The sequence below is a fragment of the Shewanella sp. NFH-SH190041 genome (assembly GCF_024363255.1).
Taxonomy (GTDB): Bacteria; Pseudomonadota; Gammaproteobacteria; order Enterobacterales; family Shewanellaceae; genus Shewanella.
In genome coordinates, this window is sequence record NZ_AP026070.1 from 915,719 (window position 1) to 941,835 (window position 26,117).

A 26,117-nucleotide genomic window follows, 5' to 3' on the forward strand; every position below is an offset into this window, starting at 1 on the left:
GATTTTATAAGGCGTTGGCTGAGTTTTTTGGCTTAATATAAAAATAGGCAGCTTGGTGTGATTTAGGTGAGGTTAAGCTGCATGCTCTCCCTCTTCGCCGGTTCTTATTCTCACCACATGACCAAGGTCGGTGACAAAAATTTTGCCATCACCAATTTTTCCTGTTCTGGCGGCTTTGATGATGCTGTCGATGACTGCCTCTTCCTGCGCTGCAGTTACAATTAGCTCAAGTTTGATTTTTGGTAAAAAGTCGACCGCATATTCAGCCCCGCGATAGAGTTCAGTATGGCCTTTTTGGCGTCCAAACCCTTTGACTTCAGTGACAGTTAACCCCTGAATATCTAGCATCGCCAGAGCTTCACGCACATCGTCAAGTTTGAATGGTTTTATAATTGCGCAGATAAGTTTCATCTTGGGTTAAGGCTGGAGAGGCTGGGATGAGATGAATGCATTATTTAGACCAAGAGTACCGGCTAAGGCATCATAACGGCTTATTTGGTCAATGCGGGAAATCAGCTTGTCGCTTATGCGCTCAAGTGTGCCATGGGTGCACGAAAATGGTGCGTTAGAGAATGTAAAACGCCGGAATTGCTTTATTTTAGTGCATGCGAAAATAGCTCCGCAGTTAGCCAGCACTTGATTTCATCAGTACTTTATTGGGGGAGTGAAACGGGGGGCTCATCAGTGCCCAAGGAACTGCTCTGAGGATGGGCTCAGGGCTAAAATACGCTGCACCAAGTCATGATTGAGCGGCGCAGTTAAGCCGTGGGCGGCCGCCCGAACAACAACATAGCCATTAATGGCATTGATTTCAGTTTGGCGATGATGGCGGCAGTCCTGCAACATGGATGACTGGTTATTGGCCGTTAGGTTAATGACTTGATTAATTCTGGCCAGTAGCTCGTTTTGCTTGACATGCTGCCCCTCTGCTGCGGCAACTTGTTGCAGCTCACTGATAATACCAATGATTTGTTGTTGAAATTCTGCGGCTGCCAAGGCGCCATTTGGACATTGGTGCAGTGCCGTTAGCGGATTGATGGCACAGTTGACTGCCAGTTTTTGCCACAATGCCGTGAGAATATCTTGCTGCCAATGGCAATCAGGTAAGGTACGTAACAGACTATGACGGATAGTCTGGCTAAGCGGGACACCGGTATATTGGCCTATGTGGGTGATCCCATGGCCGGTATGACGTACAAACCATAACTTTTGTCGCAGCGCGCCTTGAGATGTGGTGCCCAGTAACAAGGGCCGGGTACCGGTATGAGCCGCCACATCGAGGTGCGGCCCCATGCCATTGTGTAACAGCAAGATGGCGCAGTGGGAGGGCAGTTCAGGTAGCAGGGGCAATAATGCATCTGTTACTTGATGGGCTTTGACACTGACGATAAGCAGATCGGTATCCGCATCTATACCCTGGGTGAGTTGAAGGTATCGGGGCGCTTGATGTTCAATATGGCCATTGAGGTGTTGGTAGCTGATGCGAGGTGGTGTTGGTCTTCGGCCTAATAATTGCGGCGTCAATGGCTGCAGTTGCCAGTAGAGTAACTGTCCAATAGCGCCCGCCCCCAGGATCACCACCTTCGGCATTATGTATTACTCCCGGTTGTCTCCACGCTCAAATAACCGTTGCGATATGCCGCTAAGGGGTTTGAGGAGCATATAAAACAGTGCGACCCCGAGCATATCTGCGACCACATCGCCGACAGAGGCGCTGCGGTAGGGGAGGAAAGATTGGACAAATTCAATGCCGACTGCATACACGGCCATGGTAGGTACCAGAATCTGCCAGCGAGGGCGAAAAGCCTCATAGCTTAGCCATGATAATAGGAAAAAGCTGCCAAGATGGCCGATTTTATCCATATTGGGGATCACATCCTGAGGATAGTCAGGACGGGAAAAAACCAGATAGCTGACCACAAGTAAGGCCGCTAACAGGGCAAATTTAAAAAAACGGATTCTGGATATCACAGTAGCTGAAATATTGGCGTTAGGTGGCGCTCATAATAGGCAAAGCAGACTAGCTTGTCATCATTCTTGCGTTGTTATTCGTTGGATTGTTAACTGCTACTTGGGAGATGGCATGGTAAAATCAATCCAAAGTTGTTGTAGCAGAATTTAAGGAAGCAAGATGCCTTCATTTGATATTGTGTCTGAAGTGGATGATGTGGAACTGCGTAATGCGGTGGATAATACCAAGCGTGAACTGGATTGCCGCTTTGACTTCAGAAATGTGGCGTTTGAAGTCAGTTATAAAGATCACCAGGTAAAATTAAGCTCTGAATCTGACTTCCAGTGTCAGCAGATGGTCGATGTGCTGCGCGGGCAGCTCAGTAAACGTAAAGTGGATCCTGCTGCCATGGATGTGGAAGACAAGGTTGTTCATACCGGCAAAATGTTTACCCAAGTGGTGAAATTTAAGCAGGGTATTGAGCAGGATGTGGCCAAAAAATTGGTCAAGATGATCAAAGACAGCAAAATTAAAGTGCAGGCACAGATCCAGGGTGATGAACTGCGAGTGACCGGTAAAAAGCGTGATGATTTACAGGGCGCGATGGCCATTGTGCGCGAATCTAAACTGCAGCCTTTTCAGTTCAAAAATTTCCGCGACTAATCAGCTAACATCAGCAATATAGCCTGATGTGTTATCAATAAAAACAGCGCTCAGTGCGCTGTTTTTTTATTGAGTAAGTTTAGGGTCTGTTGACCTTTCAAGTTTGTTTTTGCAGCGATTTGAGGGTTCTTTATACAAGGCAGAGGCTTTGATAGGTAGTTGCGCTACCTGATAAGCCGATAACGCCGTAGAAAGGAGCCTCAAACGCTGCCCGCAGGGTTCGGCTAAAAGCGTTTTACTCTTTGTTGAGCGGTTCTTGCTTAGCATAACTAGGTGGCAAACCACTCGCCGCGATTAAAACGCTTTTATCTCGAACAAAATTTAATCATGAAACGTCAACAGACCCTAGGTATTGTCTGAATTCTTTTTGCCGGAAAGCGTTGCTTGCGATGGGGACAATTGTGGCGCTTGATGATCTTTAAGTTGCTCCGGGGGCGGCACTCTGCGATTGACCAAGGTTATCAGCAGTAATACCGGTAAACCGATAAGACTGCAGACAATAAAGAAGTTGATATAGCCATAGGCATCGACATATTCGCCAGAAAACCCGGCGACAAATTTAGGAAAGAGCAACATGATAGAAGAGAGCAGCGCATACTGGGTAGCACTGTGACCGCTGGATGTCAGGCTGGATAAATATGCGATAAAGGCTGCCGTGGCAATCCCGGCACTGAAGTTATCTGTGGCGATGACAAAGGTAAGCAGTGGAACGTTGTGCCCCATCACCGCCTGTAGTGCAAACAGCAGATTCGTGGTGGCAACCAGTAATGCGCCAAGAAATAAAATTTTCATCGTTCCGAAGCGGTTAACTAACAGACCGCCAAAAGCGGCGCCGACCAAGGTCATAATGAGTCCATAGACTTTGGAAATAAACGCAATTTCTTCGTTTGTGAATCCCATATCGACATAAAACACATTGGCCATAATGCCCATCACAATATCTGAAATGCGATAACAGGAGATAAGCAGCAGAATTAAAATGGCACTGGAGCCGAAGCGGCGGAAAAAATCAATAAAGGGAACGGCAGCTGCGCTGTAGACCCAAGACAGTGCTGCTGCTAACCAGTGAGGATAACGTTGCGTGAGTCTGGCTTTGACCGCCAGCTCCTGCTGACTGGCACTGGTTTCAATGACTTCTGGCTCCCGGGCAAATAAGGTGGCCAATATCCCAACGCCCATCATTATGGCCATCACGGTATATGCTATCTGCCAGCTGGCCAGAGAGTATGCCTGACTGTGTTCATTGACTCGGGCTGCAATCGTCAGTGCCCCGGCCGTGGCAAGGATCATCGCGCTGCGATATCCCACCTGATAGGCTGCCGCTAATGCGGCTTGCATGCGCTGCGGTGCAGAGTCAATACGAAAGGCGTCAATAACAATATCTTGTGTGGCAGAAGCAAAGGCAACCAGCAGGGCAAATAGCGCCAGCAATTGTAAATTTTGTTTAGGATCACTGTGGGCCATCCCCAGAATTGCCACCACTAAAATCGCTTGGGCGAGCAGCATCCAACTGCGTCGGCGCCCCAGCCAGCGGGTTAACCCGGGTAATGCCATCCTGTCCACTAAGGGAGACCAGAGCCATTTGATCGCATACATCAGAGAAATCCAGCTGAAATACCCGATGGCCGCCCGGTCAATACCGGCCTGGCGTAGCCAGAAGGAGAGGGTTGAGAAGACCAGCATTAATGGCAGCCCGGAGGAGAATCCCAACAGTAGCAGGATTATGACCCGGCGGTGGCAATAAACCGATAGTGCCTGTCTGGCTTTTAAGGCAAAGGACATAGCAAAATCCACAGAAATAATATGCCGTTAGCTTATACCATCATGGGGAGAATGTGAGCAGTGCCGTGGTAATGCGTTGATTTTTTCGTCAGGGCAGGGGTGGATATGATGAGGAGGAATGAAAATGGCCCGGCATGCCGGGCCATTGGTTTGCAGATAAAGACATTGTTCCGCTTCCAAAGGAGCAATGTTGGTTAGGGGCTGACGCCAACACAGTTTTGTGGAGTTCGGCCACCTAAACTGAGGTAATCGCAGTAACCATCAATTTGTCCCCGTAGGAACTGGTTGCCGCGGATCACCCAATCGGGCCAACGGTCAAAACTGTGCAGCAGGTGCCAAAACACCCTTTCCATATCTGTCTGCGCATCACCCTGATAATTATGAAACTGCCACTCTTCCAGGGTGTCCCATAGGTAATGCTGAATTTCCGCAAATTCTATCTGATCCTTCAGATAAGCCTTGGCATAGAAAGCCAGCTGGGGCGCTTTTTCATCGATAAACTCGTCACGTGTCATCGGCTCGCCTCCGTTATTATTTGCAGCACTAAAAGCTGCAAATCCAGTATAGAAGGAAGTCTGGAGGCCACAATTTTTTTTAAGCGTTATTCGCGTTTATCAGAACTTAGTATTAGCTAAAGTTAAAAAAATATCGATTTATTAAAACCTTAGTTGGAGTTTGTACTTAGTTACTGCGGCAGTAAGCTCGCTTTGTTGAGCATTACACTGCCCTGAGGCACTTGAGTAATGGCATCCAATACATCCATCCCTTGAATGACTTCACCAAAGACAGCATATCCCCAACGGCGAGGGCTGGGATCTAAATTGGTGTTATCCGCCATATTGAAATAAAACTGTCGGGTAGCCGAATGGGGGTCATTGGTTCTCGCCATTGCAATGGTGCCTCGGGTATTGGACAAGCCATTGCCTGATTCATTGACCACTGGCGCGCGGGAGGGTAGTTCCTGCATTTGGGCATTAAGTCCGCCACCCTGTACAACAAAGCCGGGGATCACCCGGTGAAAAATGGTGTTGTTATAGTCGCCGTTAACCACATAGGTGAGGAAATTATTGACCGTTAAAGGTGCGCGGCTGCGGTCCAGCTCCACCACTATATCTCCTTTACTGGTGCTGAGTTTGACTTGAGGAAAAGTGACATCAGGTTGGATATCAGCAGCCCAGCTCAGTTGACTGATACACAGCAGAACCAGACTGAGCAGATAACGGCTTAGTTTAGATTTCATGGTATTAGGCTTCCTGGGTTAAAAATTGGTTGAGATCTTTGTCTTGCACGATTGCTTGGGCTATTTCCCCGAGTAATTTATTCAGCTGTAGTTCCAAACTGGCAAAATCTGCCCCGAAGGCGCCACTTTGCTGGCCAGTAGTGCGAAATTCTTGGGTTAATGTTTGCTGGCCGCGGCGACTGATCACTGTGATAAGGATGTTACTGTCAGCATCAAAACTAAAGCTGCTTTCATGTACCTTGGTGAGCAGTTGACGCAGCTCTACTGTGACACTGGGTTGACCGCTTTCACTTAGGCGGTAACCTGCCTCTCGAAACCCTTTACTGAGTAGTGCGTTAAGCTGCACCCGAGGAGATGAAGCCGGGCTGATGAGCTCTGCCGCGTCCTTGTCCCGATCAAATTTCACCACATAATTGGCCGTGCGCAGATCCTGCACGGTCAGGTGCAAAACCTGTTGGTTAGCTTGTTGACTGATGGGGCCAAGCTGGGGATCCAGTGCAATTAAATTGGGTTGATGACCAGCGCAGCCAGTTAGCAGCAGGCCGGAGAGTAAAATCAGTGCAGCTTTCATTGTATTAATCCATATCATGCCGTTTGCCGGTGAGTTAGTGCCACAGTCCCGGGGCGCCGACAATAAAATTAAGTTGCAGAGCATAGCAGAATATTGCCGGGCTCAAATAGCCTGCATATGGAGTAACTTACCTGTTATACGATAAAAATCATCACCTCTCTCCTAGGGTCTATTGACGTTTCGTGATTAAATTTTGTTCGAGATAAAAGCGTTTTAATCGCGGCGAGTGGTTTGTCGCCTAGTGATTCTAAGCAAGAACTGCTCAACAAAGAGTAAAACGCTTTTAGCCGAACCCTGCGGGCAGCGTTTGAGGCGCCTTTCTACTGCGTTATCGGCTTATCAGGTAGCGCAACTACCTATCAAAGCCTCTGCCTTGTATAAAGCATCCTCAAATCGCTGCAAAAACAAACTTGAAAGGTCAACAGACCCTAGGGCGCATTGCTGCAACATCTGGGTTCGGGGTAGAGTGAAAAAGCGGCAATAACAGGGATGAATAATATGGCTAGTAGACAGCAGGATGAAAACTACAGCAGTGATGGCGCTATTTTTAAACGCGACACTTGCAATGCTAAAGAGGCGACAACCGCTGATGGCATGTGTCATCTCGATGCCAGTGCCACTGTTACTGCCCCAACTATTGCGGGTTTAAGCGGCATACGTGCCCGGCCCGCGCCCGCGACTTTAATCAATCGATTGGGGCAGCCTCACTTTGGCTATTTTGCTGAGCCGGTGGCGCAGTTTTCTTTGCCGCAGTTTGTTTACCGCACTGAAATGGATGGCTCCGCATCGGCTTGGGCGCGGTATTTTCACTATAAACAATTTCAATTTGTGGCTTTGCAAGGCGCGGATTTCTTATTGGGAATGGCGCTGGCCGATATTCGCTATCTGGGGTCTGGGTTTGTTTATCTCTATGATATGACCACCAATCACCTGACGGAGCTAAATTTTCTACAACCTCTTGGTGGCCGTTATGCGACTAGCCCTTCACCGGTCAATGGTCATGGCTATATCCGCGCGCGCCAAGGGCAACTGGCATTGACGCTTAGCTAAGGCTGCTGGCAAATACAAGTCGATACCCCGTTTGCCCGTGGTGAATTTTCTTTATTACCGTCCCAATCCGCTCGGGCTGATACTGCTCGGCCTTTGGTGGTATGCAGTCCAACCGGGTATAGCGGCTGGACTTATACCCAAAAGCATAATGGCCTCGCATTGGATGGGCAGTTACAGCTACAAGGGCGCGAGGTTGATCTGACCAGTGTACGCGGTGGCTATGATTTTTCTGCCGGATATATGCGCCGTGAGACCAGTTGGCGCTGGGCATCGATTAATGGCAGCTGTCACGGCATATCCGTGGGCCTTAACTTGGCCGCGGGCGTCAATGAGACAGGCTTGAGTGAGAACGCCTGTTGGGTGAATGGCGTTTGTATGTATCTGCCACCTGTGCACTTTGCTTTTAAGCGGGATGACCCGGATGCACCTTGGCATATCTACAGTGACGATGGTCGCATTGACCTGCATTTTATGCCGCGAAACTGCCGACGGGAGCGGCGAAATTTGTGGCTCCTCAAAAGTAATTTTCGTCAGTTTATCGGTCATTTCCATGGTTCAGTAGTGCTGGATAATGGTCAGCGATTGGCGTTGTCACAGGTCCCTGGGCTGACCGAAGATCATTTCGCTAAATGGTAAGGAGGGATAATGCTTGATTGGCTGATCGCTCATCCTGAATGGTTATTGGTATTGTTGGCGCCGCTGTTTGGAATATTGATGGTGGCAGAATGGTTTTGGGGAACCGTTAAGCAACACCTGCCGCAAAATGGACATTACCGTTTACCTGAACTGGCCTGTAATTTGACATTGGCGGGGCTACATCAATTGATGGATCTGCTGGTGGGGCTGTTGGTCTTTAAGGTGTATCTATGGCTGTTTGGTTGGCGGCTGTTTGATATCAACATGACACCTATGATGTTTTTCGTGCTGATGTTAGCGCAGGATTTTTGCTATTACTGGTTTCACCGTGCCAGTCATCGGCTGCGCTGGTTTTGGGCCGCCCACAGCGTGCACCACAGTTCGAAAAATATGAATTTCAGTACGGCATTACGCCAAAGTATGCTGTATCCGCTTACAGGCATGTGGCTGTTTTGGTTACCCCTAGTGATCATCGGTTTTCCGCCCCAGTATGTGGTATTGACCGTGCTGGTGAATCTGGCACTGCAATTTATTATCCATACCCAGTGGATCCGTAGTTTCGGCTGCTTGGATAGACTGTTGAATTCCCCTAGCCATCACAGGGTGCACCATGGTCGTAACCCCCAATATATTGACCGAAATTACGCTGGGTTGCTGATCATATGGGACAAGCTATTTGGCACTTTTACCCCGGAAACTGAGCCGGTGGAATATGGCATTACCACCCCGGTACAGAGTATGAACCCAGTGACAGTGACTTTCGCTGAGTGGCGGGAGTTATGGCGGGATATCTCCACGCCGGGGCTGACATTGACTCGGCGTCTGGCATTGCTGTGGTCGGCACCTAAAAACGGGGGGCTAACCCAACAGGATTTGACTCGACAGTCAGATTTAGACAAGGCCGCGATCCCCCAAGACTCAGGCTTAGATAAAGAGTGAATCGTCGGTTGATTGGTAAGTGGGTTATGGACAGGTTTGCACTCGCGTCAGGCTGTAACCGCGTTTCTCTCCATTTTGCCAGTGATATTTAACACTTTGGCACAATGTGAGCCCTTGCTCATCCTGATAGTGGATGTTGGCAGTGGCATAGTGGGTACCGTGACTTTCAATATCCAGATGAATATCAATGTTGCTGTGGCTCTGTGGAAAAAAGCTGCTGTTGCTGGGTTTCAGCCATCCTTTGCTGCGGCCAATCTCATAAGCGATTTCCATGGCTTCTGTTTCACAGCGTTTGGCCGCCCGGCCCGTTGTGAATGGGTTGAGGAACCACACCAGGGCGATTAACCCCAAGACCATTAAAATCAGATTACGCAAGCCTGCTTCCACCATCAAGGCATATAAAAACCTGCTAATAATATCATTGTGTTAGCAGGTTTTTTCACTGATATCTTCACGGGAAAAAATAAATCTTCAGGCTGTGAATCAGGTCAACTTCTTGGCTTTGTGAGGGAAGATACGCCGAGCAGTTATTTAGCGCCGCCGACGGGTATTACCACCCAGTGCCCGTTTGCGAGCCCGCTGTTTTTGTGCCGCTTTGGAGAGTTTCGGGCTGTCATCTAGTCGGGTTAAATCCGGTTCAAAGCCGGGGTACCATTGGCGGGGCAGACGGCAGTCTAACAGGACTTCTAGCTCTTCCAACTGGCGGGCGTCTTTATTATTAAAAAATGTCATCGCCAGCCCAGTGTTACCGGCGCGGCCGGTGCGGCCGATGCGGTGAACATAATCTTCGGCGATATAGGGCAGCTCCATATTGATCACGACGGGTAAGTCGTCAATATCCAGCCCCCGGGCGGCAACATCTGTGGCAATCAAGGCCTGTAACTCTCCGGCTTTAAACTGGGTTAATACGTCAGTGCGTACTTTCTGGGACAAATCGCCGTGCATGGCCGCGACGGTCAGACCTTGTTGTTGCAGGTAATGACTTAGCTGATCACAGGCCTGTTTGGTGCGGGAGAATACCAAGACTTGGCGCCAGTCTTTATGACGAAGCAAATGGGCTAACAGCGGCGCTTTGCGGTCATCATCCACTTCATATAGCTGCTGGGTAATATCCTGGGCGGCTGAGTTGCGTTTGTCGACTTCGACCAGTTTGGGTTGTTTAAGCAATTGACGGCTAAAACGGAAAATACTGTCATCAAAGGTGGCAGAAAACAGCAGGGTCTGACGTTGCCGGGGCAGTTGTCGCAAAATGGCGCTGATTTCATCTTTAAAGCCCATATCCAGCATGCGATCCGCTTCATCAAATACCAGATGGGTCAGTTGGCCCAGATTGACGGTTTTTTTACGCAGATGGTCCAGTAATCGTCCGGGGGTAGCAACCAGAATATTAACCCCCTGGGCCAAGGCTTTTTGCTGCGGCTCAAAAGCGGCGCCACCATAAATCAGGGCGGTTCGTAGTCGGGTGTGTTGACTGTATTGGTTGAGATTATCAGCTACCTGCTGGGCAAGCTCGCGGGTGGGCACCAGGATCAATGCTTGAAGCCTTGCTGTCTGCGGCTCGGTTTGTAGCAGGGCATGCATAATGGGCAGGGCATAGGCGGCGGTTTTGCCGGTACCGGTGCGGGCACCCGCCATCAAATCATGACCCGCCATAATTTCAGGAATGGCTTCGGCTTGGACTTTCGTTGGTTGAGTAAAGCCCAGCGTGTCTAGGTTGGCTAAAAGGGCAGGGGCGAGATTAAGTTGGGCAAAAGACATGGATGATTCCGGCAAACAGACTGGGCGGCGATTGTAGCAGGCTTTATCTATCAGGTCAGGCAGACTGTATACCGGTATATGCCGGTATACAGTGGCCGTTTTGCGGTTATTTGATGGCTTGTAAAATAACAAACTTACCATTGCTGGCGGCAGTACGACAGTTGCCAAACAGGCGTTTGAGTTTTACGTGATACCCCAAATGTCGGTTACCGACGACTTGCAACATACCGCCGCTTTGCAATCTCTTGCGGGCATCGACAAACATTTGCCAGGCAATATGATCAGTGATGGCTTCCCCTTGGTGGAATGGGGGGTTACACAGCACGAGATCGGCACTGATCCCGGCCTCCAGATGGGTCAGACAGTCATCCCAATGGAAGTGGCCATGTCCTGGGCACAGTTGATTTTGCTGCCAGTTATCCCGAGCACTGGCAATGGCCATTTCTGAGTCATCAATAAAATGGATATTGGCGTGGGGATATAACTGGGCTGCTCGCAGGCCGAGAATACCGTTACCACAGCCAAGATCGATTACCTGGCGGTAATCTCCTTCAGGCATATTATCGAGCATAATGCGGGCACCAATATCGAGCTTATTAGCGGCAAACACATTAGCCAGATTGCTGATCTGTAATTGATATTCGGGTACTGGCCAGTGTTGAGGCGCGGGGAGTGACCGTGCATTACCATCAGCGGTTGCCCGGATAACCCGGGTTTTTTTCCACGCTAAGCTGGCACTGGCAGGGCCGAGATGTTGCGCAATAAGTGCAAGCAGACTTTGATTGATCAATTTGGCTTTTGCCCCAATCAGTATGGGGGTGCCTGCTGGCAGTACTTGTGACAACCGAATCAGCTGGTGGGCAAAATAGGTCAGATTTTTCGGCAGTTTCATTAGCACGATAGCCGGCAGCTGAGGCAGATTTTCCCGGCTATTGAGCCAGTGAATATTGGCATCGCTTAATTCATTACGCTGCAGGTTTTCCAGTGTACCCAGTTGACTGGTTTTGGCATCGGTTTCGATATAAAGCGTCGCTTCTGGCATGATGCGCTGCAACGCGCAGGTGAGTGCGCCAAATCCATCATTAATAATGGCGATATTGGCATTAGGCGCCAATGACTGGTCGCTCAGTTGTTCATTGAGTTGTTGCAGCAGATGCTCATCAGCTGCATCCCAAGCTTGCAGGTTAGAGACCTGACTGGCCGGGTAACGGTGTAATTCCAGCTCAACGCCGGGTACTGAAAAATGGGTGGTCATATGTCACACTGGGATCACAAAAAGCTAAAGTGCAGAATTATAGCCTACAAGTCTTAACCTTAGTTAGCATAACGCGCCTTTCCTGTCAGTCTAACAAGCTGTATTGCTGGCAATACCTTTCCCGAATGGGACTTGGCGTAATGGCGCATATGTTTTGGCTGGCATGTGGCTTTGCAATTAGCAAGCTTGAGAGTAACAGTGCCTGAGTTGTGGGGAATATTATCTGCAATCTGCAATCTGCGATGGAGTCGGCCACTATGGCAAAACATATGGGAGGGCCCTGTGATCAAACGGGCCAACATGCATACCCTTGGACCCATATCCGTCATTATTTGTCCACTGAATTTCAACAGCGACTTTGGCGCGAGGCTGAAACCTATCCGCTGAGCAGTCCTGAGGTTAAGGTGTTTGGAAAATGGCATGCCATCCCCCGACGGCAGGTGTGGTTTGGTGACACCTCTTGTCACTATAAGTATTCCGGTTTATTGGTGGAGCCCGAACCTTGGCCAAAGGTTTTAGCGTTACTGCGCCAGCGGCTGCAGGCTGATTTTGGGCTATGCAGTAATGGGGTGCTGGTGAATCATTACGCCGATGGACGTGATTGTATGGGGTGGCATAGCGATAATGAGGCTGAGCTGGTACCTGATGCCGATATTGCTTCAGTATCCTTAGGCGCTGGTCGGGATTTTATGTTGCGCCATCGTTTTACCGGAGAGCGGATTGTATTGCCATTGGTGACAGGGGATTTATTGCTGATGCATGCTCCGATGCAACAGGTGTGGCAACATAGCTTGCCAAAACGGCTGAGGCTGGATAAACCGCGGCTTAACTTTACCTTTCGGACTCTGTATCCGGGCTTTTATGCTGATAATTAAGCAATACGTGAGTTTCGTGAGCTTGACGCGATGTTATAGCCACTGTTGCATCATGGTTTGACCTTTTTACCAGCTGACATTAATCTGCTGGGGAAAAATTTGCCACCAAAGAGCTGAAATATGATTGTTCAGACGAGCATTACTGATAAGTTGACTGCGCGTTTTTCCCCTGTTCACCTAGAGGTGATCAATGAAAGTAACCGTCATCATGTGCCGCCGAATTCAGAAACCCACTTTAAGGTGGTTATCGCCAGCGATGCATTTGACTCTCTGCGTTTGATTGCCCGTCACCGTCTGGTGAACGAACTGTTGGCTGATGAATTTGCTGCCGGTTTACATGCCTTGACGATGCATACCTATACCCCTGAGGAGTGGCAAGCATTGGATGCCATTCCAGCTTCACCCAAATGTAAAGGGTAAGTATCTCGGCCGGTGTGCGCGCCGGCCGTTTTTTCCTGTTTGAGTTACTTATTTTTTCACTGGCAGGTTCTCGCCATCAGCCTTGCGCTATTCGCTTTATTTCAAGATGTTAACTTTCGTTTATCGCCCACCGTCTTTTACCTTTCACGCCTTAGATTTATAAAACAGTACATTTCATTGCGATGAACTAATTGCCTGCGGCTTTATTTTGCTTAGCGTTGCTTGAGCAAGGATGGGACGCTGAGTCATTAGGTTGGCGTCAGCCATTCTTGCCGTTGTGAGGCGATGAAGCGTCAAGCTGATAGAGATAAGTTTGGGGCATGATATTTGTCTGACAGTTTTCTTCTGCCGGTAATTTTGTTATCAATAAATGCGAATAACAAAAAAATAACAATCCATTCAGGATGATTGGCGCAGTATGACGAAATTGATTGCGGTACTGACAGGTATGTCAGAGTATTCGGGGCGTTTTATTAGTTGGGCAACCCTGCTATTGGTGTTGCTGACATTGGCAGTCGTATTGCTGCGTTATTTGTTTCACACCGGTGCCACTGCGCTGCAGGATACGGCGCTGTACCTGCATGGCGCTATTTTTACTCTGGGCGCCGGTTATACCCTTAAGCATGATGCCCATGTACGGGTGGATATTTTCTATCGCCGCCTGACCCCTTATCTGCGTCATTGGATAGATTTTCTTGGTACCTTGCTGCTGTTAATCCCTGTTTGTGTCTTTATTGCTTTATGGAGTTGGGATTATGTGTTGGCATCCTGGCGCATTGGTGAAGCATCAGTGGAAGCTGGGGGGCTAGCGCTGGTTTATCTGCAAAAATCCCTATTGCTGGTATTGGTTGTCAGTTTGCTTATCCAGGCTTTTGCTGACTTGCTGCGTCATGGACAGGCGTTGCGAGCTGGAGGGCGGCAATAATGGCAATATTACTGTTTATTTGTATCTGTGCAGTATTGATGCTGGGATACCCAGTGGCCTTTTCTCTGGCTGGGGTGGCGCTGATGTTTGCCGCCATTGGCAGTTGGTTCGGGGAATTTGATTCTGTGCTATTGCGGGCATTACCCAGCCGCCTGTACGGGGTACTGAATAATCCAATTTTAATGGCGGTGCCATTGTTTGTGTTTATGGGCACTGTGCTGGAAAAATCCCGCGTGGCGGAGCAACTGTTAACCGGCATGGCAGAGCTGTTTGGTCGATTCCGTGGTGGGCTGGTGTTCAGTGTCTTTATTGTCGGTATGTTACTGGCTGCCAGTACCGGCATTGTCGGTGCGACGGTTGTGACCATGGGCTTGATGTCTTTACCGGCGCTTATTCAGCGGGGGTACAGTCCAGCATTCAGTGCCGGAGCCATTTGTGCCACAGGTACCTTGGGGCAGATTATCCCCCCTTCTATTGCCTTGATCCTGCTGGGGGATGTGTTGTCCAACGCGTATCAGCAGGCGCAATTATCGATGGGGATTTTTAGCCCTAAATCTGTCTCAGTGGGGGATCTGTTTGCTGGCGCACTATTGCCAGGCTTAATGTTGGTTGCCATGTATTGCCTTTATACCCTGTGGCAGTTGTGGCGCCATCCGGCGCAGTTTCCAGCCGGGGAGCCGGGCCGTGTCGGCGATTGGCGATTTTGGTTGCGCCTAGCCAATGTGCTTTTGCCTCCTTTGGTGTTGATCATGTTAGTGCTAGGGTCGATTTTATTTGGCGTGGCGACTCCTACTGAAGCGGCCTCTGTTGGGGCATTTGGCGCTTTGATTATTGCGCTGACCAAACGGCGTTTAACTTTGAATGTATTGCAGCAGGTGATGCGCAGTACGGTAAAGGTGACGGCCATGGTCTTTATGATTTTGATTGGCGCCAGTATTTTTTCTTTAGTATTTCGCGGACTGGGTGGTGAGGACCTTATCCATCAGCTATTTGCCAATATGCCCGGTGGCACGCTCGGGGCAATGATATTGGTGATGGCGGTGATTTTCCTGCTTGGTTTTATTCTCGACTTTATTGAAATTACCTTTGTGGTGGTGCCTTTAGTTGCCCCGGTGCTGTTGGCTATGGGGTTAGATCCCGTGTGGCTTGGCATTATGATTGCCGTTAATTTACAGACATCATTTTTAACGCCGCCATTTGGTTTTGCGTTGTTTTATTTGCGCGGCGTTGCGGCCGATTTGGTCAGTAGCGGACAGATATACCGGGGCGTTATGCCCTTTGTGGTGATCCAGTTATTGCTGCTGGTGTTGTTGAGTGTATGGCCCGGATTAGCGACCTGGCTACCCGAACAAATTTATGGTGGCTAAGTTGGATGGGGGACAGTTTTTAAACGCTTTAGTGAAACGCTATGGATAACACTATCAATGTATAAGGATGGCAGCATGAAAAAAACGATATGGTGGCTCCCCCTATTGGCGCTACTGGCATTGAACGGCTGTGGTGACAATACCCAGTCCCAGAGCGATAACAACACGGCACCTGCCGCGCAGCAGTATCAGTGGAATCTGGTGACATCTTGGCCTAAAAATTTTCCGGGACTGGGCATGGCACCTGAGCGATTCGCCACTTTAGTGGGGGAGATGTCAGCGGGGCGCTTGACCGTGAAAGTATATGGTGCCGGGGAGTTAGTGCCAGCATTTGAAGTGTTTGATGCTGTCAGTCAGGGCACTGCGCAAATGGGGCATAGCGCGGCATATTACTGGAAAGGTAAGAGCCCGGCTGCGCAGTTTTTTACCTCGATTCCATTTGGGTTGAATGCCCAGGAAATGAATGGCTGGCTAAATTATGGCGGTGGTATGGCGTTATGGCAGGAAGTTTATGCCCCGTTTGGTATTTTGCCTTTAGCGGGTGGCAATACCGGGGTGCAAATGGGGGGCTGGTTCAATAAGGAGATTAACTCTCTTGATGATCTTAAAGGGTTAAAGATGCGATTGCCGGGACTCGGCGGGGAAGTGCTCGCCCGGGTTGGTGGTACCCCGGTGACGTTACCGGGCAGAGAGCTGTTTACTGCCTTGCAGACTGGCACGATCGATGCCACTGAATGGGTCGGGCCGTTTAACGATCTGGCGTTTGGACTACATAAAGCTGCGAAATACTATTATTACCCGGGTTGGCATGAGCCGGGCACTACGCTGGAGTTTTTGGTTAACCAGCAGGCATTTTCTCAGTTACCGGCCGATTTGCAGGCGATTGTCAGGGTGGCTGCCCGGGCGGTGAATCAGGATATGCTGGATGAATACACCACGCGACATGTCGCCGCCTTAGACAGCTTGGTTAATGAACATGGGGTCGAATTGCGGGCTTTTCCTGCTGAGGTGCTGGCAAAGTTACGTGAGGTTTCGACCCAGGTGATTGCTGAGCAGGCGGGGCAAGATGCCATGATGCAGAAAGTCCATGATGCGTATCGGCAATACGAACAAGGCGTGCGGCGTTATCATCAAATTTCTGAAGATGCCTATCTCAGGGCGCGAACAGATAACCCGGTACAATAAACCTGTTTAACGCGTATGGAACAGTGAGCTAGGAGGGCAAGATGCCATTACTTGACAGTTTTACCGTAGACCACACCCGGATGCAGGCTCCGGCAGTGCGGGTCGCTAAAACCATGACGACACCGGCCGGGGATACCATCACAGTATTTGACCTACGTTTTTGTGTGCCAAATCAGACGTTGCTCAGTGAGCGGGGTATCCATACCTTAGAGCACCTGTTTGCCGGGTTTATGCGGCAACATTTGAATGGCCCCGGGGTGGAGATTATTGATATTTCGCCTATGGGGTGTCGCACCGGTTTTTATATGAGTCTTATTGGTGGACCGGATGAGCGGCAAGTCGGGCAAGCCTGGCTAGCGGCGATGCATGATGTCTTGGCTGTTGTGCGGCAGGAAGATATTCCTGAGCTGAATGAATACCAGTGTGGTACTTATCAGATGCATTCTTTAGCTGAAGCCAAAGCTATTGCCCAAGGGATTATCGACAGTGGTATTCAGGTGAACCGTAATGATGAATTGAGTCTGGGAGACGATATCCTAAAAGGACTTTAAGCCGGAGATATTCGCGGGTGGCGTCAATGTAAATTTATTGTTTTAAGCGGCTTATTTCAGCTTTATATGAAAAAGCACTGTTTTTAACATTTTTCCCGGTCCGGATGGTGATCACTGTTCGGGCCGCGGCCGTAAAATCTGCAAACATTTACCCCGTCTGACTTGGTTTTAGCCTACGTGTTGGCTCTAGTGTATATCGCTATTTTTTATTTAAGCATTAGAGAAATAAGACAATATATTCCTGATGGCAACAAATTGTGACGCATGTAAGCAGCTTATCCTGCAAGCCTGTGCCCAGTAGATATTTTGTCTTTTTCGCTGAGTTACCGCTTGTTGGTGACATGTTTATTTTCATGGCGATAGTTAAATAATTGGGGTAAAATGCGCGCGAACAGCGTGATTATTGTCGCATTTCTGTGATAAATCTGCGCTAGCTCAATGGCGGCAAAGGAATAACAATAACCGGCATTGAGCGGGAATACGGCGCATTGTCTTTCCTTCAAACGTAGTGCATGTGGATATGATTACAATAAAGAAAGGATTGGATCTGCCCATTGCTGGCAGACCGGAGCAAGTTATCCATAATGGCCCGGCCATTAAACACGTAGCTACATTGGGTGAAGAGTATATTGGCCTGCGGCCTACCATGAAGATTCGGGTAGGCGATAAGGTCAAAAAAGGTCAGGTGATTTTTGAGGATAAGAAAAATCCCGGCGTGTTATATACGGCTTTAGCCAGTGGAACTGTAACTGACATTAACCGCGGTGCACGGCGTGTACTGCAATCTGTGGTGATCCGTGTTGAAGGTGATGACGCGGTCACTTTCCCCCAGCATGACGCCCGGCAGCTTGAGACCTTAGATGCTCAGACGGTGCGTGACACACTTATCGCTTCCGGTCTGTGGACTGCGTTGCGTACCCGCCCATTTAGCAAAGTACCTGCCATTGATGATGCCACTGCTGAAGGTATCTTCGTTACTGCGATTGATACCCAACCTTTGGCGGCAGATCCGGCGGTGATTATTAGCCAACACAAACAAGATTTTCTTAATGGTCTGACCCTGCTGGGTAAGTTGACTGATGGCAAAGTGTTTGTCTGTAAAGGCCCGGGGGCTGATGTGCCAGCGGGTAAGGCCCAGTTGGAAACATTTGCCGGAGTGCATCCTGCCGGTCTGCCCGGTACCCATATGCATTTTCTGATGCCAGCGTCTAGCCACAGAACCTTATGGCATGTGGGCTATCAGGATGTGATTGCCATGGGACGGTTATTTACTGAAGGGCAGTTAGCAACAGATCGTGTTGTGGCCATTGGTGGGCCTCAAGCCGTCAAGCCACGATTATTGCGCACCCGATTAGGCGCTTGCGTCTCTGAGCTGACCCAGGGGGAGACCCAAGGAGAGAATCTACGTCTGGTCTCCGGCTCTGTGCTCAATGGCCGTACTGCCAACGGGGCACATGATTTTCTTGGCCGTTATCACCTGCAAGTGTCTGTGCTGGAAGAGGGCACAGAGAAAGAGTTATTTGGCTGGGTGATGCCGGGGCGGGAAAAATTCTCCATTACTCGAGCGTTTCTCGGTCACTTGTCGCCATCAAGACTATTTTCCATGACCACTTCAACAGGCGGCTCTGATCGCGCCATGGTACCGATTGGTGCGTATGAACGTGTGATGCCGTTGGATATTTTGCCGACGATGCTGCTGCGGGATCTGATTGCTGGTGATACCGAAGAAGCTATGGCACTGGGGGCATTGGAGCTGGATGAGGAAGATCTTGCCCTGTGTACCTTCGTCTGTCCCGGTAAATATGACTATGGCACTTATTTACGGGATTGTTTGGATACGATCGAGAGGGAAGGCTTATGAGCTTGAAGGATTTTATCGAACGTATTGAACCGCAGTTTGAAAAAGGCGGGAAGTATGAGAAGTGGTACGCTCTGTATGAAGCCGCCGCCACCATTTTCTATACCCCGGGTAAGGTTAACCGTGGCCGTACCCATGTGCGTGATAATCTTGATTTAAAGCGCATGATGATCACTGTGTGGGCCTGTACCTTCCCAGCTATGTTTATTGGGATGTATAACGTTGGCTTGCAGGCACAAGATGCACTGATTGCCGGATTTGCGACCCCGGATGTGTGGCAGGTCTCACTGTTTAGTTTATTTGGCACAGAGTTAACCGCCAATGCCACTTGGCCGACCTTAATGTGGTATGGCGCCTGTTTTTTCCTCCCGATTTATGCCGTGACCTTTGTGGTGGGGGGATTTTGGGAGGTGCTGTTTGCATCTGTGCGGGGTCATGAGGTGAATGAAGGCTTCTTTGTCACTTCGATTCTGTTTGCCTTGACGCTGCCGGCAACGATTCCCCTGTGGATGGTGGCGCTGGGTATCACCTTTGGTGTGGTGGTTGCTAAAGAGGTATTTGGCGGTACTGGGCGTAACTTCCTTAACCCGGCACTCGCCGGACGGGCCTTTTTGTTTTTCGCCTATCCACTCAATATGTCCGGTGATACCACTTGGGTGGTGGCCGATGGTTACTCCGGCGCTACCGCGCTGAGCCAAGCCGCTACTGGCGATTTACAGTACGGGGTAACGCCACAGTGGTGGGATGCTTTCTTCGGCTTTATTCCCGGCTCGATGGGTGAAGTGTCTACCTTGGCTATTTTGATTGGCGGGTTGGTGATTGTGTACACCCGAATTGCCTCCTGGCGCATTATTGCTGGCGTTATGGTGGGTATGTTCGCTGTTTCCACCCTGCTTAATCTTATCGGTAGCGATACCAATCCGATGTTCGCTATGCCTTGGTATTGGCACTTGGTTCTGGGTGGTTTTGCTTTCGGCATGATTTTTATGGCCACAGATCCTGTGTCGGCATCCTTTACCAATCAGGCCAAATGGGCTTATGGGGCACTGATTGGTGCGATGGCAATTTTTATCCGCGTGATTAACCCGGCTTTCCCTGAAGGGATGATGCTGGCGATTCTGTTTGCCAACCTGTTTGCGCCGTTATTCGACCACTTTGTGGTTCAGGCCAATATCAAACGGAGGATTGCCCGTGGCTAGTAAAAAGGACTCGTTCGGAAGAACACTGTTTGTGGTTGTTGGCCTGTGTTTGGTTTGCTCTATTTTCGTTTCGACAGCGGCAGTGGTGCTTAAGCCTACCCAGCAGGAAAACAAATTGCTGGATAAGCAGCGCTACATTTTAGAAGCGGCCAATTTGCTCGGCAGTAAAAATGCCTCGATGAGCAAAGCGGATATTTTGCAGACCTACAATGCCCATGTGAGTGCCAAGGTGGTGTCGCTGGCGTCGGGGGATTTTGTTGCCGGATTGAATGGCAATACCTTTGATATGGATAAAGCGGCCAGAAATCCGGCCACTTCATTTGTGCCCCAGCATGATGTTGCCTCGCTTAAAAGAGTTGCTGATGATGCTGTGGTGTATTTGGTACACGATGAGCAGGGCAAGCTGAGTTCGGTGATTTTACCGATTAAAGGATATGGCCTGTGGTCGACCATGTATGCCTTTTTGGCGCTGGATCCGGATATGAATACCATCCAGAACTTGGTGTATTACGATTTTTCCGGCTCAGGGGAAACCCCTGGATTAGGTGGTGAGGTGCAAAACCCGAAGTGGATTGCCAAATGGCATGGCAAAAAGCTGTTTGATAAGGATGGTAAGTTAGCTATCACTATCACTAAAAATCCGGCTTTAGCACAGACAGAGTATGGGGTTGATGCATTATCCGGCGCGACTTTAACCAGTAATGGGGTGCAATATTCGCTGGAATTTTGGTTGGGCAGCGAAGGCTTTGGCCGCTTTATCGACAAGGCCCGTAACGGAGGACTGAGCTAATGGCTGATGCAAAGGAACTCAAGCAGGTCCTGTCCGGACCCATTATTAATAATAACCCGATTGCTTTACAGATCCTTGGGGTATGTAGTGCTCTGGCGGTCACCAGCAAGATGGAAACGGCTTTGGTGATGACGCTGGCGCTGACCGCAGTGTGTGCGTTTTCCAATTTGTTTATCTCTCTTATTCGTAACCATATTCCCAGCAGTGTGCGGATTATTGTGCAGATGACCATTATTGCTTCATTGGTGATTGTGGTTGATCAGATTTTGCAGGCGTATGCCTACAGTGTTGCCAAGCAATTATCCGTGTTTGTGGGACTGATTATTACCAACTGTATTGTGATGGGAAGGGCGGAAGCTTACGCCATGAAAACGCCCCCGATGATGAGCTTTATGGACGGCATTGGTAATGGGTTAGGGTATGGAGCCATCCTGCTCAGTGTGGGTTTTGTCCGTGAACTATTTGGTAATGGCACGCTGTTTGGTATGGAAGTGCTGCCTAAAGTGACCGATGGCGGCTGGTATTATCCTAACGGCATGCTGCTATTGCCGCCCAGCGCTTTCTTCCTGATTGGCATCATTATCTGGATTATCCGTACTTACCGTCCAGAGCAAGTTGAAGCAAAAGGATAAGCTGAGATGGAACATTATATTAATCTGTTAATCCGCTCCATTTTTATCGAAAACATGGCGCTGGCCTTCTTCCTTGGGATGTGTACCTTTTTGGCGGTGTCGAAAAAGGTGTCAACTGCCATGGGACTTGGTATTGCGGTCATTGTGGTACTGGCGATTTCGGTGCCGGTGAACCAACTGATTTACCACGGCATACTCGCTCCCGGTGCATTGAGTTGGGCTGGGCTGCCTGAGGCTGATCTTAGTTTCCTTAAGTTCCTTACCTTTATTGGTGTGATTGCCGCACTGGTACAAATCCTGGAAATGACTTTGGATAAGTACTTCCCGCCGCTATATAACGCGCTGGGGATCTTCTTACCGCTGATCACAGTGAACTGTGCCATTTTCGGCGCCGTATCTTTTATGGTGGAGCGGGACTACAACCTGTCTGAAAGTGTGGTGTTTGGTATCGGCTCTGGTATTGGCTGGGCGTTGGCTATTGTGCTATTGGCCGGTATTCGCGAAAAGCTCAAATATGCCGATGTGCCTAGTGGATTGCGCGGGCTCGGCATCACGTTTATCACAGCAGGTCTGATGGCCTTGGGTTTTATGTCGTTCTCCGGCGTTTCTCTGTAGCGGGATGACGACAGTTAAGAATCGACCTTCTAAGGATAAGTAAATGGATATTCTTGGTATTTTTAAGTCGACTCCCCTGGAGGTATATCTGGGTGTGAGTATGTTTACCGCCATTGTATTGGTCTTGGTGCTGGTGATTATGTTCGCCAAATCTAAGCTGGTGGCTAGCGGTGATGTGACCATTGGCATTAATGGGGATCCCGGTAAGGCGATTACCACGGGTGCTGGTGGTAAGTTACTGGGGGCGTTAGCTGACAATGGTATTTTTGTGTCATCTGCCTGTGGTGGTGGCGGTTCGTGTGGGCAATGCCGCGTTAATATTAAATCCGGTGGTGGCGATATTTTGCCAACCGAGTTGGATCATATCAGTAAAGGGGAAGCTAAGCAGGGCTGTCGCTTGTCCTGTCAGGTGAATGTGAAATCTGATATGGAAATTGAGTTGGATGAAGAGATCTTCGGTATCCGCAAATGGGAATGCACCGTGGTATCCAATGATAATAAGGCCACCTTTATTAAAGAATTGAAACTGGCTATTCCGGATGGCGAGTCTGTGCCATTTCGCGCCGGTGGTTATATTCAGATCGAAGCTCCTGCTCACCATGTGAAATACGCTGATTTCGATGTACCGGAAGAATATCGTGGTGATTGGGAACATTTTGGCTTTTTCAAACTCGAATCCCAAGTGGATGAGCCGGTTATCCGTGCTTATTCAATGGCTAACTATCCGGAAGAGCATGGTGTCATCATGCTAAATGTTCGGATTGCGACACCACCACCCCGTAACCTATCACTCCCCTGTGGTAAAATGTCATCTTACATCTGGAGCTTGAAGGCTGGTGATAAGGTGACGATTTCTGGTCCATTCGGTGAGTTCTTTGCGAAGGAAACCGAGGCAGAAATGGTCTTTATCGGTGGTGGTGCCGGCATGGCTCCCATGCGCTCACATATTTTTGACCAGCTGAAACGTTTGAAGTCTAATCGGAAGATGAGCTTCTGGTATGGTGCCCGTTCGAAGCGTGAAATGTTCTATGTGGAAGATTTTGATGGTCTTGCGGCAGAAAATGATAATTTCCAGTGGCATGTTGCCCTGTCAGATCCTCAACCTGAAGATGATTGGGATGGTTACACTGGCTTTATTCATAATGTGCTGTATGACAACTATCTGCGTGACCATGAAGCGCCTGAAGACTGTGAGTTTTACATGTGTGGCCCGCCAATGATGAATGCCGCGGTTATCGGCATGCTGAAAGATCTTGGGGTCGAAGATGAAAACATCCTGCTGGATGACTTCGGCGGCTAATAGTTGTCTACCCGGAGGCCGGGGTATGCTGGCCTAGATAACACCGGGCAGTATTATGAAGGAATCTCAGGTCATTATGGTTAAGACCTTGGCTCACTGGCTAGCCTTTATTGGGTTGGCCTTTTTTGTTTCAGGCTGTTCTGCCCCGGTAGAGCAAATATCCCTTACCGGGAATACTATGGGGACGACTTACCATATTAAAGTGGTACCCAATGATAAATTACCCGATCCCGCACTTCTGCAGGCCGAAATTGATATGGCGCTGGAAAAGGTAAACGATCAGATGTCTACCTATCGGCCTAATTCGGAACTTTCCCGTTTTAATCAGCTGGCATTAGCCCAGAGTGTCACTGTGTCACCAGATACAGTGAAAGTGATTAATGAAGGGTTAAAACTGCATAAAATTACCGATGGAGCACTGGATATTACCTTAGGTCCATTGGTCAATATGTGGGGATTTGGCCCGGATGCAAGGCCAACTCATATTCCGTCTCAAGCTGAAATTGCAGCGGTAAAAGCTAAAACCGGGGTTGATGGTATCCGAGTGGTGGGTAATCGGCTGGAAAAGCTTAAACCGAATCTGTATGTGGATTTATCCTCAATAGCCAAAGGGTTTGGTGTTGATAAAGTTGCTCATATTCTGGATAAATACGGGGTAAAGGGTTACTTGGTGGAAATTGGCGGAGAAGTTTCTGTTAAGGGCACCAAAGCGGATGGTGAGCCATGGCGTATTGCTGTGGAACAGCCAACCATGGATGAGCGGGCGGTACAGCAGATTATTGAGCCTGGCACTATGGCGATGGCGACCTCAGGGGATTATCGAAACTACTACGAAGAAGATGGTCAGCGTTTTTCCCATATTATTGATCCTCGTACTGGCTATCCGGTACAGCATAAGCTGGCATCGGTGACGGTTATGAATAAAAGCTGTATGGTAGCTGATGGTTATGCTACTGCCATGATGGTGCTGGGGACCCAAGCGTCATTAGCCTTGGCGGAAAAAGAACATCTGGCCATTATGTTGATTGAAAAACAGGGAAAAGGATTCAAGGTCTATTACAGCAAGGCATTTAAACGTTTCCTTGTTGACTAACAGGAGGTTGTCATGAGTTCATTTATTGCTGCATTTGTGGTGCTGCTGTTGTTTTTTGTCTGTATGTCTATCGGTTATATATTGAAACGTAAAGCCGTTGCCGGCAGCTGTGGTGGACTTGGAGCATTGGGAATCGAGAAAGCCTGTGATTGTGATGAACCCTGTGATAACCGTAAAGCACGGATGGCCGAAGCGGCTCGAGCAGAAAGATTGACCAAGGAGCGCATCCTCTAGCGGTATTGTTGCTTGGCTTGGCAGGATTGAAATTTATCAGGTGATATGAAATGAAACGGCACATTCAGTGCCGTTTTTTGTTTCTGTAGCGGTGAGCTTCAATGCAGTGGCTATACTCATAAAGGCAGGAAGTTGAAAGATATCCTGTGAAGTGTATGGCCATTGGCTATATTTTCCGGTGGGTATCACAGCCCTGCAGACGGGGATGTTCAGGAGGGGAGATGAGTACCGCAGCCGAGACGATTATCAATTCAGTGATAGAGCTGACGGAGCAGCGACAGCTTAAGTCCCTGGCCGAGAGTTTAGTTTCTACCATGAAGCAGACTTTTTGCATTTCTGATGTTGCCTTCGTCAATGTTGATAGCAAAATTCATTTTCCAGTTAAGTTACTGCCAGGTGGTGATAAGTTTAATCACAGCACCATGCCAGACTGTGTCCGTCAGTGTATTGATGATAAAAGGCCGGTTGCGATTGAAGAAAATGGTAACTTTATGGTTGCCGTGCCCATCTTGATGCAGGGCGCCGTTGTTAAGGTGCTTTGGGTGCAGGCGCCAGAGGCACTGAATGAACATCAGCAATTTATGCTACGCAGTTTTGCCCGTATTTATGAAAATTTTTTCAATATTGTGCTCGACAGTGAAACGGATAGCCTGACCGGACTATTAAATAAAAAGGCTTTCTATTCTCAGGTTGCGACAGCGATGGAGCAGGAGTCTGGCACTGTGCAATTGGCCGATAATGGGCATTCGGAACCTGGGTATTTTTGGTTGGTGATCTTTGATGTTGATAAGTTTAAAAAAATCAATGACACCTTTGGCCATCTCTATGGGGATGAAATTCTGTTGCTGGTGGCCAATACCATGGCGGAGATCTTTGATGAGTCAGATTTACTGTTCCGCTTCGGCGGCGATGAATTTGTGGTATTGATGTCGCCGCGAACCAAAGCTGAGGCAAGGGCGGTTTTACAAGGCTTTCAGCAGGCGATTGCAGGGATTAAGAATGATAAATTATGGCAGGTGACCTGTTCTATGGGGGGGGTGAATGCTTCCGGGGCAGAGAACCCTTCTGATTTATTAGTACAGGCAGATCGCGCTTTATATTATGTGAAAGAACATGGCCGGGCACAGGTGGCTTTTTACTGTGATTTACTGGAACAGGGCGAATTAGCCAATGCACACTTCGATGATGATATAGAACTTTTTTAATTCGGATTACTGACTGTTAAATC

29 protein-coding genes are annotated in these 26,117 nt (G+C 48.9%); 19 read left to right on the forward strand and 10 right to left on the reverse strand.

Going from position 1 to position 26,117, the window contains the following annotated elements; genetic code table 11:
- Positions 1–72: 72 nt before the first annotated feature.
- The 3 genes from NFHSH190041_RS04055 to NFHSH190041_RS04065 all read right to left on the reverse strand — a co-directional run bounded on the left by NFHSH190041_RS04055 (position 73) and on the right by NFHSH190041_RS04065 (position 1,971).
- Positions 73–411, reverse strand: coding sequence for a P-II family nitrogen regulator (locus NFHSH190041_RS04055; RefSeq protein WP_261924023.1), 339 nt, complete (start codon positions 409–411; stop codon positions 73–75).
- Positions 412–681: 270 nt separating this feature from the next.
- Entirely contained in the window at positions 682–1,590 is a 909-nt protein-coding gene (locus NFHSH190041_RS04060; protein ID WP_261924024.1) for a ketopantoate reductase family protein, read from the reverse strand.
- A 6-nt stretch (positions 1,591–1,596) separates the two neighbouring features.
- Complete coding sequence (locus NFHSH190041_RS04065) at positions 1,597–1,971, reverse strand: VanZ family protein (RefSeq protein WP_261924025.1); 375 nt, start codon at positions 1,969–1,971, stop codon at positions 1,597–1,599.
- 160 nt (positions 1,972–2,131) lie between these two features.
- On the opposite strand from NFHSH190041_RS04065, the gene NFHSH190041_RS04070 reads away from it, so the two are divergent.
- The gene (locus NFHSH190041_RS04070; RefSeq protein ID WP_261924026.1) at positions 2,132–2,614 is read left to right on the forward strand and encodes a YajQ family cyclic di-GMP-binding protein; all 483 of its coding nucleotides are present in this window, start codon (positions 2,132–2,134) and stop codon (positions 2,612–2,614) included.
- Positions 2,615–2,959: 345 nt separating this feature from the next.
- Here the strand turns inward: NFHSH190041_RS04070 and NFHSH190041_RS04080 are convergent, their stop codons facing one another.
- The 4 genes from NFHSH190041_RS04080 to NFHSH190041_RS04095 all read right to left on the reverse strand — a co-directional run bounded on the left by NFHSH190041_RS04080 (position 2,960) and on the right by NFHSH190041_RS04095 (position 6,207).
- The gene (locus NFHSH190041_RS04080; RefSeq protein ID WP_261924028.1) at positions 2,960–4,396 is read right to left on the reverse strand and encodes an AmpG family muropeptide MFS transporter; all 1,437 of its coding nucleotides are present in this window, start codon (positions 4,394–4,396) and stop codon (positions 2,960–2,962) included.
- Between the two features lie 194 nt (positions 4,397–4,590).
- Positions 4,591–4,911: a hypothetical protein gene (locus NFHSH190041_RS04085; protein WP_261924029.1), complete on the reverse strand. Its 321-nt coding sequence runs from the start codon at positions 4,909–4,911 to the stop codon at positions 4,591–4,593.
- A 170-nt stretch (positions 4,912–5,081) separates the two neighbouring features.
- Positions 5,082–5,636: a peptidylprolyl isomerase gene (locus NFHSH190041_RS04090; RefSeq protein ID WP_261924030.1), complete on the reverse strand. Its 555-nt coding sequence runs from the start codon at positions 5,634–5,636 to the stop codon at positions 5,082–5,084.
- Between the two features lie 4 nt (positions 5,637–5,640).
- Entirely contained in the window at positions 5,641–6,207 is a 567-nt protein-coding gene (locus NFHSH190041_RS04095) for a YajG family lipoprotein (RefSeq protein WP_261924031.1), read from the reverse strand.
- Positions 6,208–6,705: 498 nt separating this feature from the next.
- Between NFHSH190041_RS04095 and NFHSH190041_RS19715 the strand changes: the two genes are divergently transcribed.
- From NFHSH190041_RS19715 to NFHSH190041_RS04110, 3 genes are all read left to right on the forward strand, one after another.
- Positions 6,706–7,257, forward strand: a complete 552-nt coding sequence (locus NFHSH190041_RS19715; RefSeq protein WP_410010848.1) for a DUF2804 family protein — start codon at positions 6,706–6,708, stop codon at positions 7,255–7,257.
- A gap of 96 nt (positions 7,258–7,353) precedes the next feature.
- A complete protein-coding gene (locus NFHSH190041_RS19720; RefSeq protein ID WP_410010863.1) occupies positions 7,354–7,893 on the forward strand; it encodes a DUF2804 domain-containing protein in 540 nt (179 codons plus the stop codon).
- A 9-nt stretch (positions 7,894–7,902) separates the two neighbouring features.
- Positions 7,903–8,832, forward strand: coding sequence for a sterol desaturase family protein (locus NFHSH190041_RS04110; protein WP_410010849.1), 930 nt, complete (start codon positions 7,903–7,905; stop codon positions 8,830–8,832).
- 24 nt (positions 8,833–8,856) lie between these two features.
- Here NFHSH190041_RS04110 and NFHSH190041_RS04115 read toward each other — a convergent pair whose 3' ends face one another.
- From NFHSH190041_RS04115 to NFHSH190041_RS04125, 3 genes are all read right to left on the reverse strand, one after another.
- Positions 8,857–9,207, reverse strand: coding sequence for a hypothetical protein (locus NFHSH190041_RS04115; protein WP_261924033.1), 351 nt, complete (start codon positions 9,205–9,207; stop codon positions 8,857–8,859).
- Between the two features lie 156 nt (positions 9,208–9,363).
- Positions 9,364–10,590 (reverse strand): DEAD/DEAH box helicase, encoded by a 1,227-nt coding sequence (locus tag NFHSH190041_RS04120; protein ID WP_261924034.1) that lies wholly within the window; start codon positions 10,588–10,590, stop codon positions 9,364–9,366.
- 106 nt (positions 10,591–10,696) lie between these two features.
- Positions 10,697–11,845: a methyltransferase gene (locus tag NFHSH190041_RS04125; RefSeq protein ID WP_261924035.1), complete on the reverse strand. Its 1,149-nt coding sequence runs from the start codon at positions 11,843–11,845 to the stop codon at positions 10,697–10,699.
- Positions 11,846–12,102: 257 nt separating this feature from the next.
- Here NFHSH190041_RS04125 and NFHSH190041_RS04130 point away from each other — a divergent pair, with 257 nt between their 5' ends.
- The 15 genes from NFHSH190041_RS04130 to NFHSH190041_RS04200 all read left to right on the forward strand — a co-directional run bounded on the left by NFHSH190041_RS04130 (position 12,103) and on the right by NFHSH190041_RS04200 (position 26,094).
- The gene (locus NFHSH190041_RS04130; RefSeq protein WP_261924036.1) at positions 12,103–12,720 is read left to right on the forward strand and encodes an alpha-ketoglutarate-dependent dioxygenase AlkB family protein; all 618 of its coding nucleotides are present in this window, start codon (positions 12,103–12,105) and stop codon (positions 12,718–12,720) included.
- A gap of 120 nt (positions 12,721–12,840) precedes the next feature.
- Complete coding sequence (locus NFHSH190041_RS04135) at positions 12,841–13,140, forward strand: BolA family protein (protein WP_261924037.1); 300 nt, start codon at positions 12,841–12,843, stop codon at positions 13,138–13,140.
- A 418-nt stretch (positions 13,141–13,558) separates the two neighbouring features.
- Positions 13,559–14,065 (forward strand): TRAP transporter small permease subunit, encoded by a 507-nt coding sequence (locus tag NFHSH190041_RS04140; protein WP_261924038.1) that lies wholly within the window; start codon positions 13,559–13,561, stop codon positions 14,063–14,065.
- Positions 14,065–15,432, forward strand: coding sequence for a TRAP transporter large permease subunit (locus NFHSH190041_RS04145; RefSeq protein ID WP_261924039.1), 1,368 nt, complete (start codon positions 14,065–14,067; stop codon positions 15,430–15,432). Before NFHSH190041_RS04140 ends, NFHSH190041_RS04145 begins: the two co-directional genes overlap by 1 nt.
- Before the next feature lie 75 nt (positions 15,433–15,507).
- Positions 15,508–16,617: a TRAP transporter substrate-binding protein gene (locus NFHSH190041_RS04150; RefSeq protein WP_261924040.1), complete on the forward strand. Its 1,110-nt coding sequence runs from the start codon at positions 15,508–15,510 to the stop codon at positions 16,615–16,617.
- A gap of 41 nt (positions 16,618–16,658) precedes the next feature.
- Positions 16,659–17,168 (forward strand): S-ribosylhomocysteine lyase, encoded by a 510-nt coding sequence (luxS, locus tag NFHSH190041_RS04155; protein ID WP_261924041.1) that lies wholly within the window; start codon positions 16,659–16,661, stop codon positions 17,166–17,168.
- Between the two features lie 520 nt (positions 17,169–17,688).
- On the forward strand, positions 17,689–19,029 hold the full coding sequence (locus NFHSH190041_RS04160; RefSeq protein ID WP_261924042.1) for a Na(+)-translocating NADH-quinone reductase subunit A: 1,341 nt from the start codon (positions 17,689–17,691) through the stop codon (positions 19,027–19,029).
- Entirely contained in the window at positions 19,026–20,225 is a 1,200-nt protein-coding gene (locus NFHSH190041_RS04165; RefSeq protein ID WP_261924043.1) for an NADH:ubiquinone reductase (Na(+)-transporting) subunit B, read from the forward strand. Before NFHSH190041_RS04160 ends, NFHSH190041_RS04165 begins: the two co-directional genes overlap by 4 nt.
- Positions 20,218–21,015, forward strand: a complete 798-nt coding sequence (locus NFHSH190041_RS04170) for a Na(+)-translocating NADH-quinone reductase subunit C (protein WP_261924044.1) — start codon at positions 20,218–20,220, stop codon at positions 21,013–21,015. The genes NFHSH190041_RS04165 and NFHSH190041_RS04170 overlap by 8 nt, the downstream gene beginning before the upstream one ends.
- On the forward strand, positions 21,015–21,647 hold the full coding sequence (locus NFHSH190041_RS04175) for an NADH:ubiquinone reductase (Na(+)-transporting) subunit D (RefSeq protein WP_261924045.1): 633 nt from the start codon (positions 21,015–21,017) through the stop codon (positions 21,645–21,647). The genes NFHSH190041_RS04170 and NFHSH190041_RS04175 overlap by 1 nt, the downstream gene beginning before the upstream one ends.
- A 6-nt stretch (positions 21,648–21,653) precedes the next feature.
- Positions 21,654–22,262 carry an NADH:ubiquinone reductase (Na(+)-transporting) subunit E gene (gene nqrE / locus NFHSH190041_RS04180; protein ID WP_261924046.1) on the forward strand — a complete coding sequence of 203 codons (609 nt, stop codon included), beginning with the start codon at positions 21,654–21,656 and terminating at the stop codon, positions 22,260–22,262.
- A 43-nt stretch (positions 22,263–22,305) separates the two neighbouring features.
- On the forward strand, positions 22,306–23,562 hold the full coding sequence (gene nqrF, locus NFHSH190041_RS04185; protein ID WP_261924047.1) for an NADH:ubiquinone reductase (Na(+)-transporting) subunit F: 1,257 nt from the start codon (positions 22,306–22,308) through the stop codon (positions 23,560–23,562).
- Positions 23,563–23,638: 76 nt separating this feature from the next.
- Positions 23,639–24,655 (forward strand): FAD:protein FMN transferase, encoded by a 1,017-nt coding sequence (locus NFHSH190041_RS04190; RefSeq protein ID WP_261925034.1) that lies wholly within the window; start codon positions 23,639–23,641, stop codon positions 24,653–24,655.
- Between the two features lie 12 nt (positions 24,656–24,667).
- Positions 24,668–24,889 (forward strand): (Na+)-NQR maturation NqrM, encoded by a 222-nt coding sequence (nqrM, locus tag NFHSH190041_RS04195; RefSeq protein WP_261924048.1) that lies wholly within the window; start codon positions 24,668–24,670, stop codon positions 24,887–24,889.
- 221 nt (positions 24,890–25,110) lie between these two features.
- Positions 25,111–26,094, forward strand: coding sequence for a GGDEF domain-containing protein (locus NFHSH190041_RS04200; RefSeq protein ID WP_261924049.1), 984 nt, complete (start codon positions 25,111–25,113; stop codon positions 26,092–26,094).
- Positions 26,095–26,117 lie beyond the last annotated feature (23 nt).

Coding starts and splice junctions, on each gene's coding strand:
- NFHSH190041_RS04090 (WP_261924030.1), bottom strand. CDS start 5,636: ATGAAATCTAAACTAAGCCGTTATCTGCTCAGTCTGGTTCTGCTGTGT.
- NFHSH190041_RS04070 (WP_261924026.1), top strand. CDS start 2,132: ATGCCTTCATTTGATATTGTGTCTGAAGTGGATGATGTGGAACTGCGT.
- NFHSH190041_RS19715 (WP_410010848.1), top strand. CDS start 6,706: ATGGCTAGTAGACAGCAGGATGAAAACTACAGCAGTGATGGCGCTATT.
- NFHSH190041_RS04200 (WP_261924049.1), top strand. CDS start 25,111: ATGAGTACCGCAGCCGAGACGATTATCAATTCAGTGATAGAGCTGACG.
- NFHSH190041_RS04085 (WP_261924029.1), bottom strand. CDS start 4,911: ATGACACGTGACGAGTTTATCGATGAAAAAGCGCCCCAGCTGGCTTTC.
- NFHSH190041_RS04120 (WP_261924034.1), bottom strand. CDS start 10,590: ATGTCTTTTGCCCAACTTAATCTCGCCCCTGCCCTTTTAGCCAACCTA.
- NFHSH190041_RS04095 (WP_261924031.1), bottom strand. CDS start 6,207: ATGAAAGCTGCACTGATTTTACTCTCCGGCCTGCTGCTAACTGGCTGC.
- NFHSH190041_RS04145 (WP_261924039.1), top strand. CDS start 14,065: ATGGCAATATTACTGTTTATTTGTATCTGTGCAGTATTGATGCTGGGA.
- NFHSH190041_RS04080 (WP_261924028.1), bottom strand. CDS start 4,396: ATGTCCTTTGCCTTAAAAGCCAGACAGGCACTATCGGTTTATTGCCAC.
- luxS (WP_261924041.1), top strand. CDS start 16,659: ATGCCATTACTTGACAGTTTTACCGTAGACCACACCCGGATGCAGGCT.
- nqrF (WP_261924047.1), top strand. CDS start 22,306: ATGGATATTCTTGGTATTTTTAAGTCGACTCCCCTGGAGGTATATCTG.
- NFHSH190041_RS04055 (WP_261924023.1), bottom strand. CDS start 411: ATGAAACTTATCTGCGCAATTATAAAACCATTCAAACTTGACGATGTG.
- NFHSH190041_RS04110 (WP_410010849.1), top strand. CDS start 7,903: ATGCTTGATTGGCTGATCGCTCATCCTGAATGGTTATTGGTATTGTTG.
- NFHSH190041_RS04130 (WP_261924036.1), top strand. CDS start 12,103: ATGGCAAAACATATGGGAGGGCCCTGTGATCAAACGGGCCAACATGCA.
- NFHSH190041_RS04140 (WP_261924038.1), top strand. CDS start 13,559: ATGACGAAATTGATTGCGGTACTGACAGGTATGTCAGAGTATTCGGGG.
- NFHSH190041_RS04175 (WP_261924045.1), top strand. CDS start 21,015: ATGGCTGATGCAAAGGAACTCAAGCAGGTCCTGTCCGGACCCATTATT.
- NFHSH190041_RS04165 (WP_261924043.1), top strand. CDS start 19,026: ATGAGCTTGAAGGATTTTATCGAACGTATTGAACCGCAGTTTGAAAAA.
- NFHSH190041_RS04125 (WP_261924035.1), bottom strand. CDS start 11,845: ATGACCACCCATTTTTCAGTACCCGGCGTTGAGCTGGAATTACACCGT.
- nqrE (WP_261924046.1), top strand. CDS start 21,654: ATGGAACATTATATTAATCTGTTAATCCGCTCCATTTTTATCGAAAAC.
- NFHSH190041_RS04060 (WP_261924024.1), bottom strand. CDS start 1,590: ATGCCGAAGGTGGTGATCCTGGGGGCGGGCGCTATTGGACAGTTACTC.
- NFHSH190041_RS04190 (WP_261925034.1), top strand. CDS start 23,639: ATGGTTAAGACCTTGGCTCACTGGCTAGCCTTTATTGGGTTGGCCTTT.
- NFHSH190041_RS04150 (WP_261924040.1), top strand. CDS start 15,508: ATGAAAAAAACGATATGGTGGCTCCCCCTATTGGCGCTACTGGCATTG.
- NFHSH190041_RS04160 (WP_261924042.1), top strand. CDS start 17,689: ATGATTACAATAAAGAAAGGATTGGATCTGCCCATTGCTGGCAGACCG.
- NFHSH190041_RS04135 (WP_261924037.1), top strand. CDS start 12,841: ATGATTGTTCAGACGAGCATTACTGATAAGTTGACTGCGCGTTTTTCC.
- nqrM (WP_261924048.1), top strand. CDS start 24,668: ATGAGTTCATTTATTGCTGCATTTGTGGTGCTGCTGTTGTTTTTTGTC.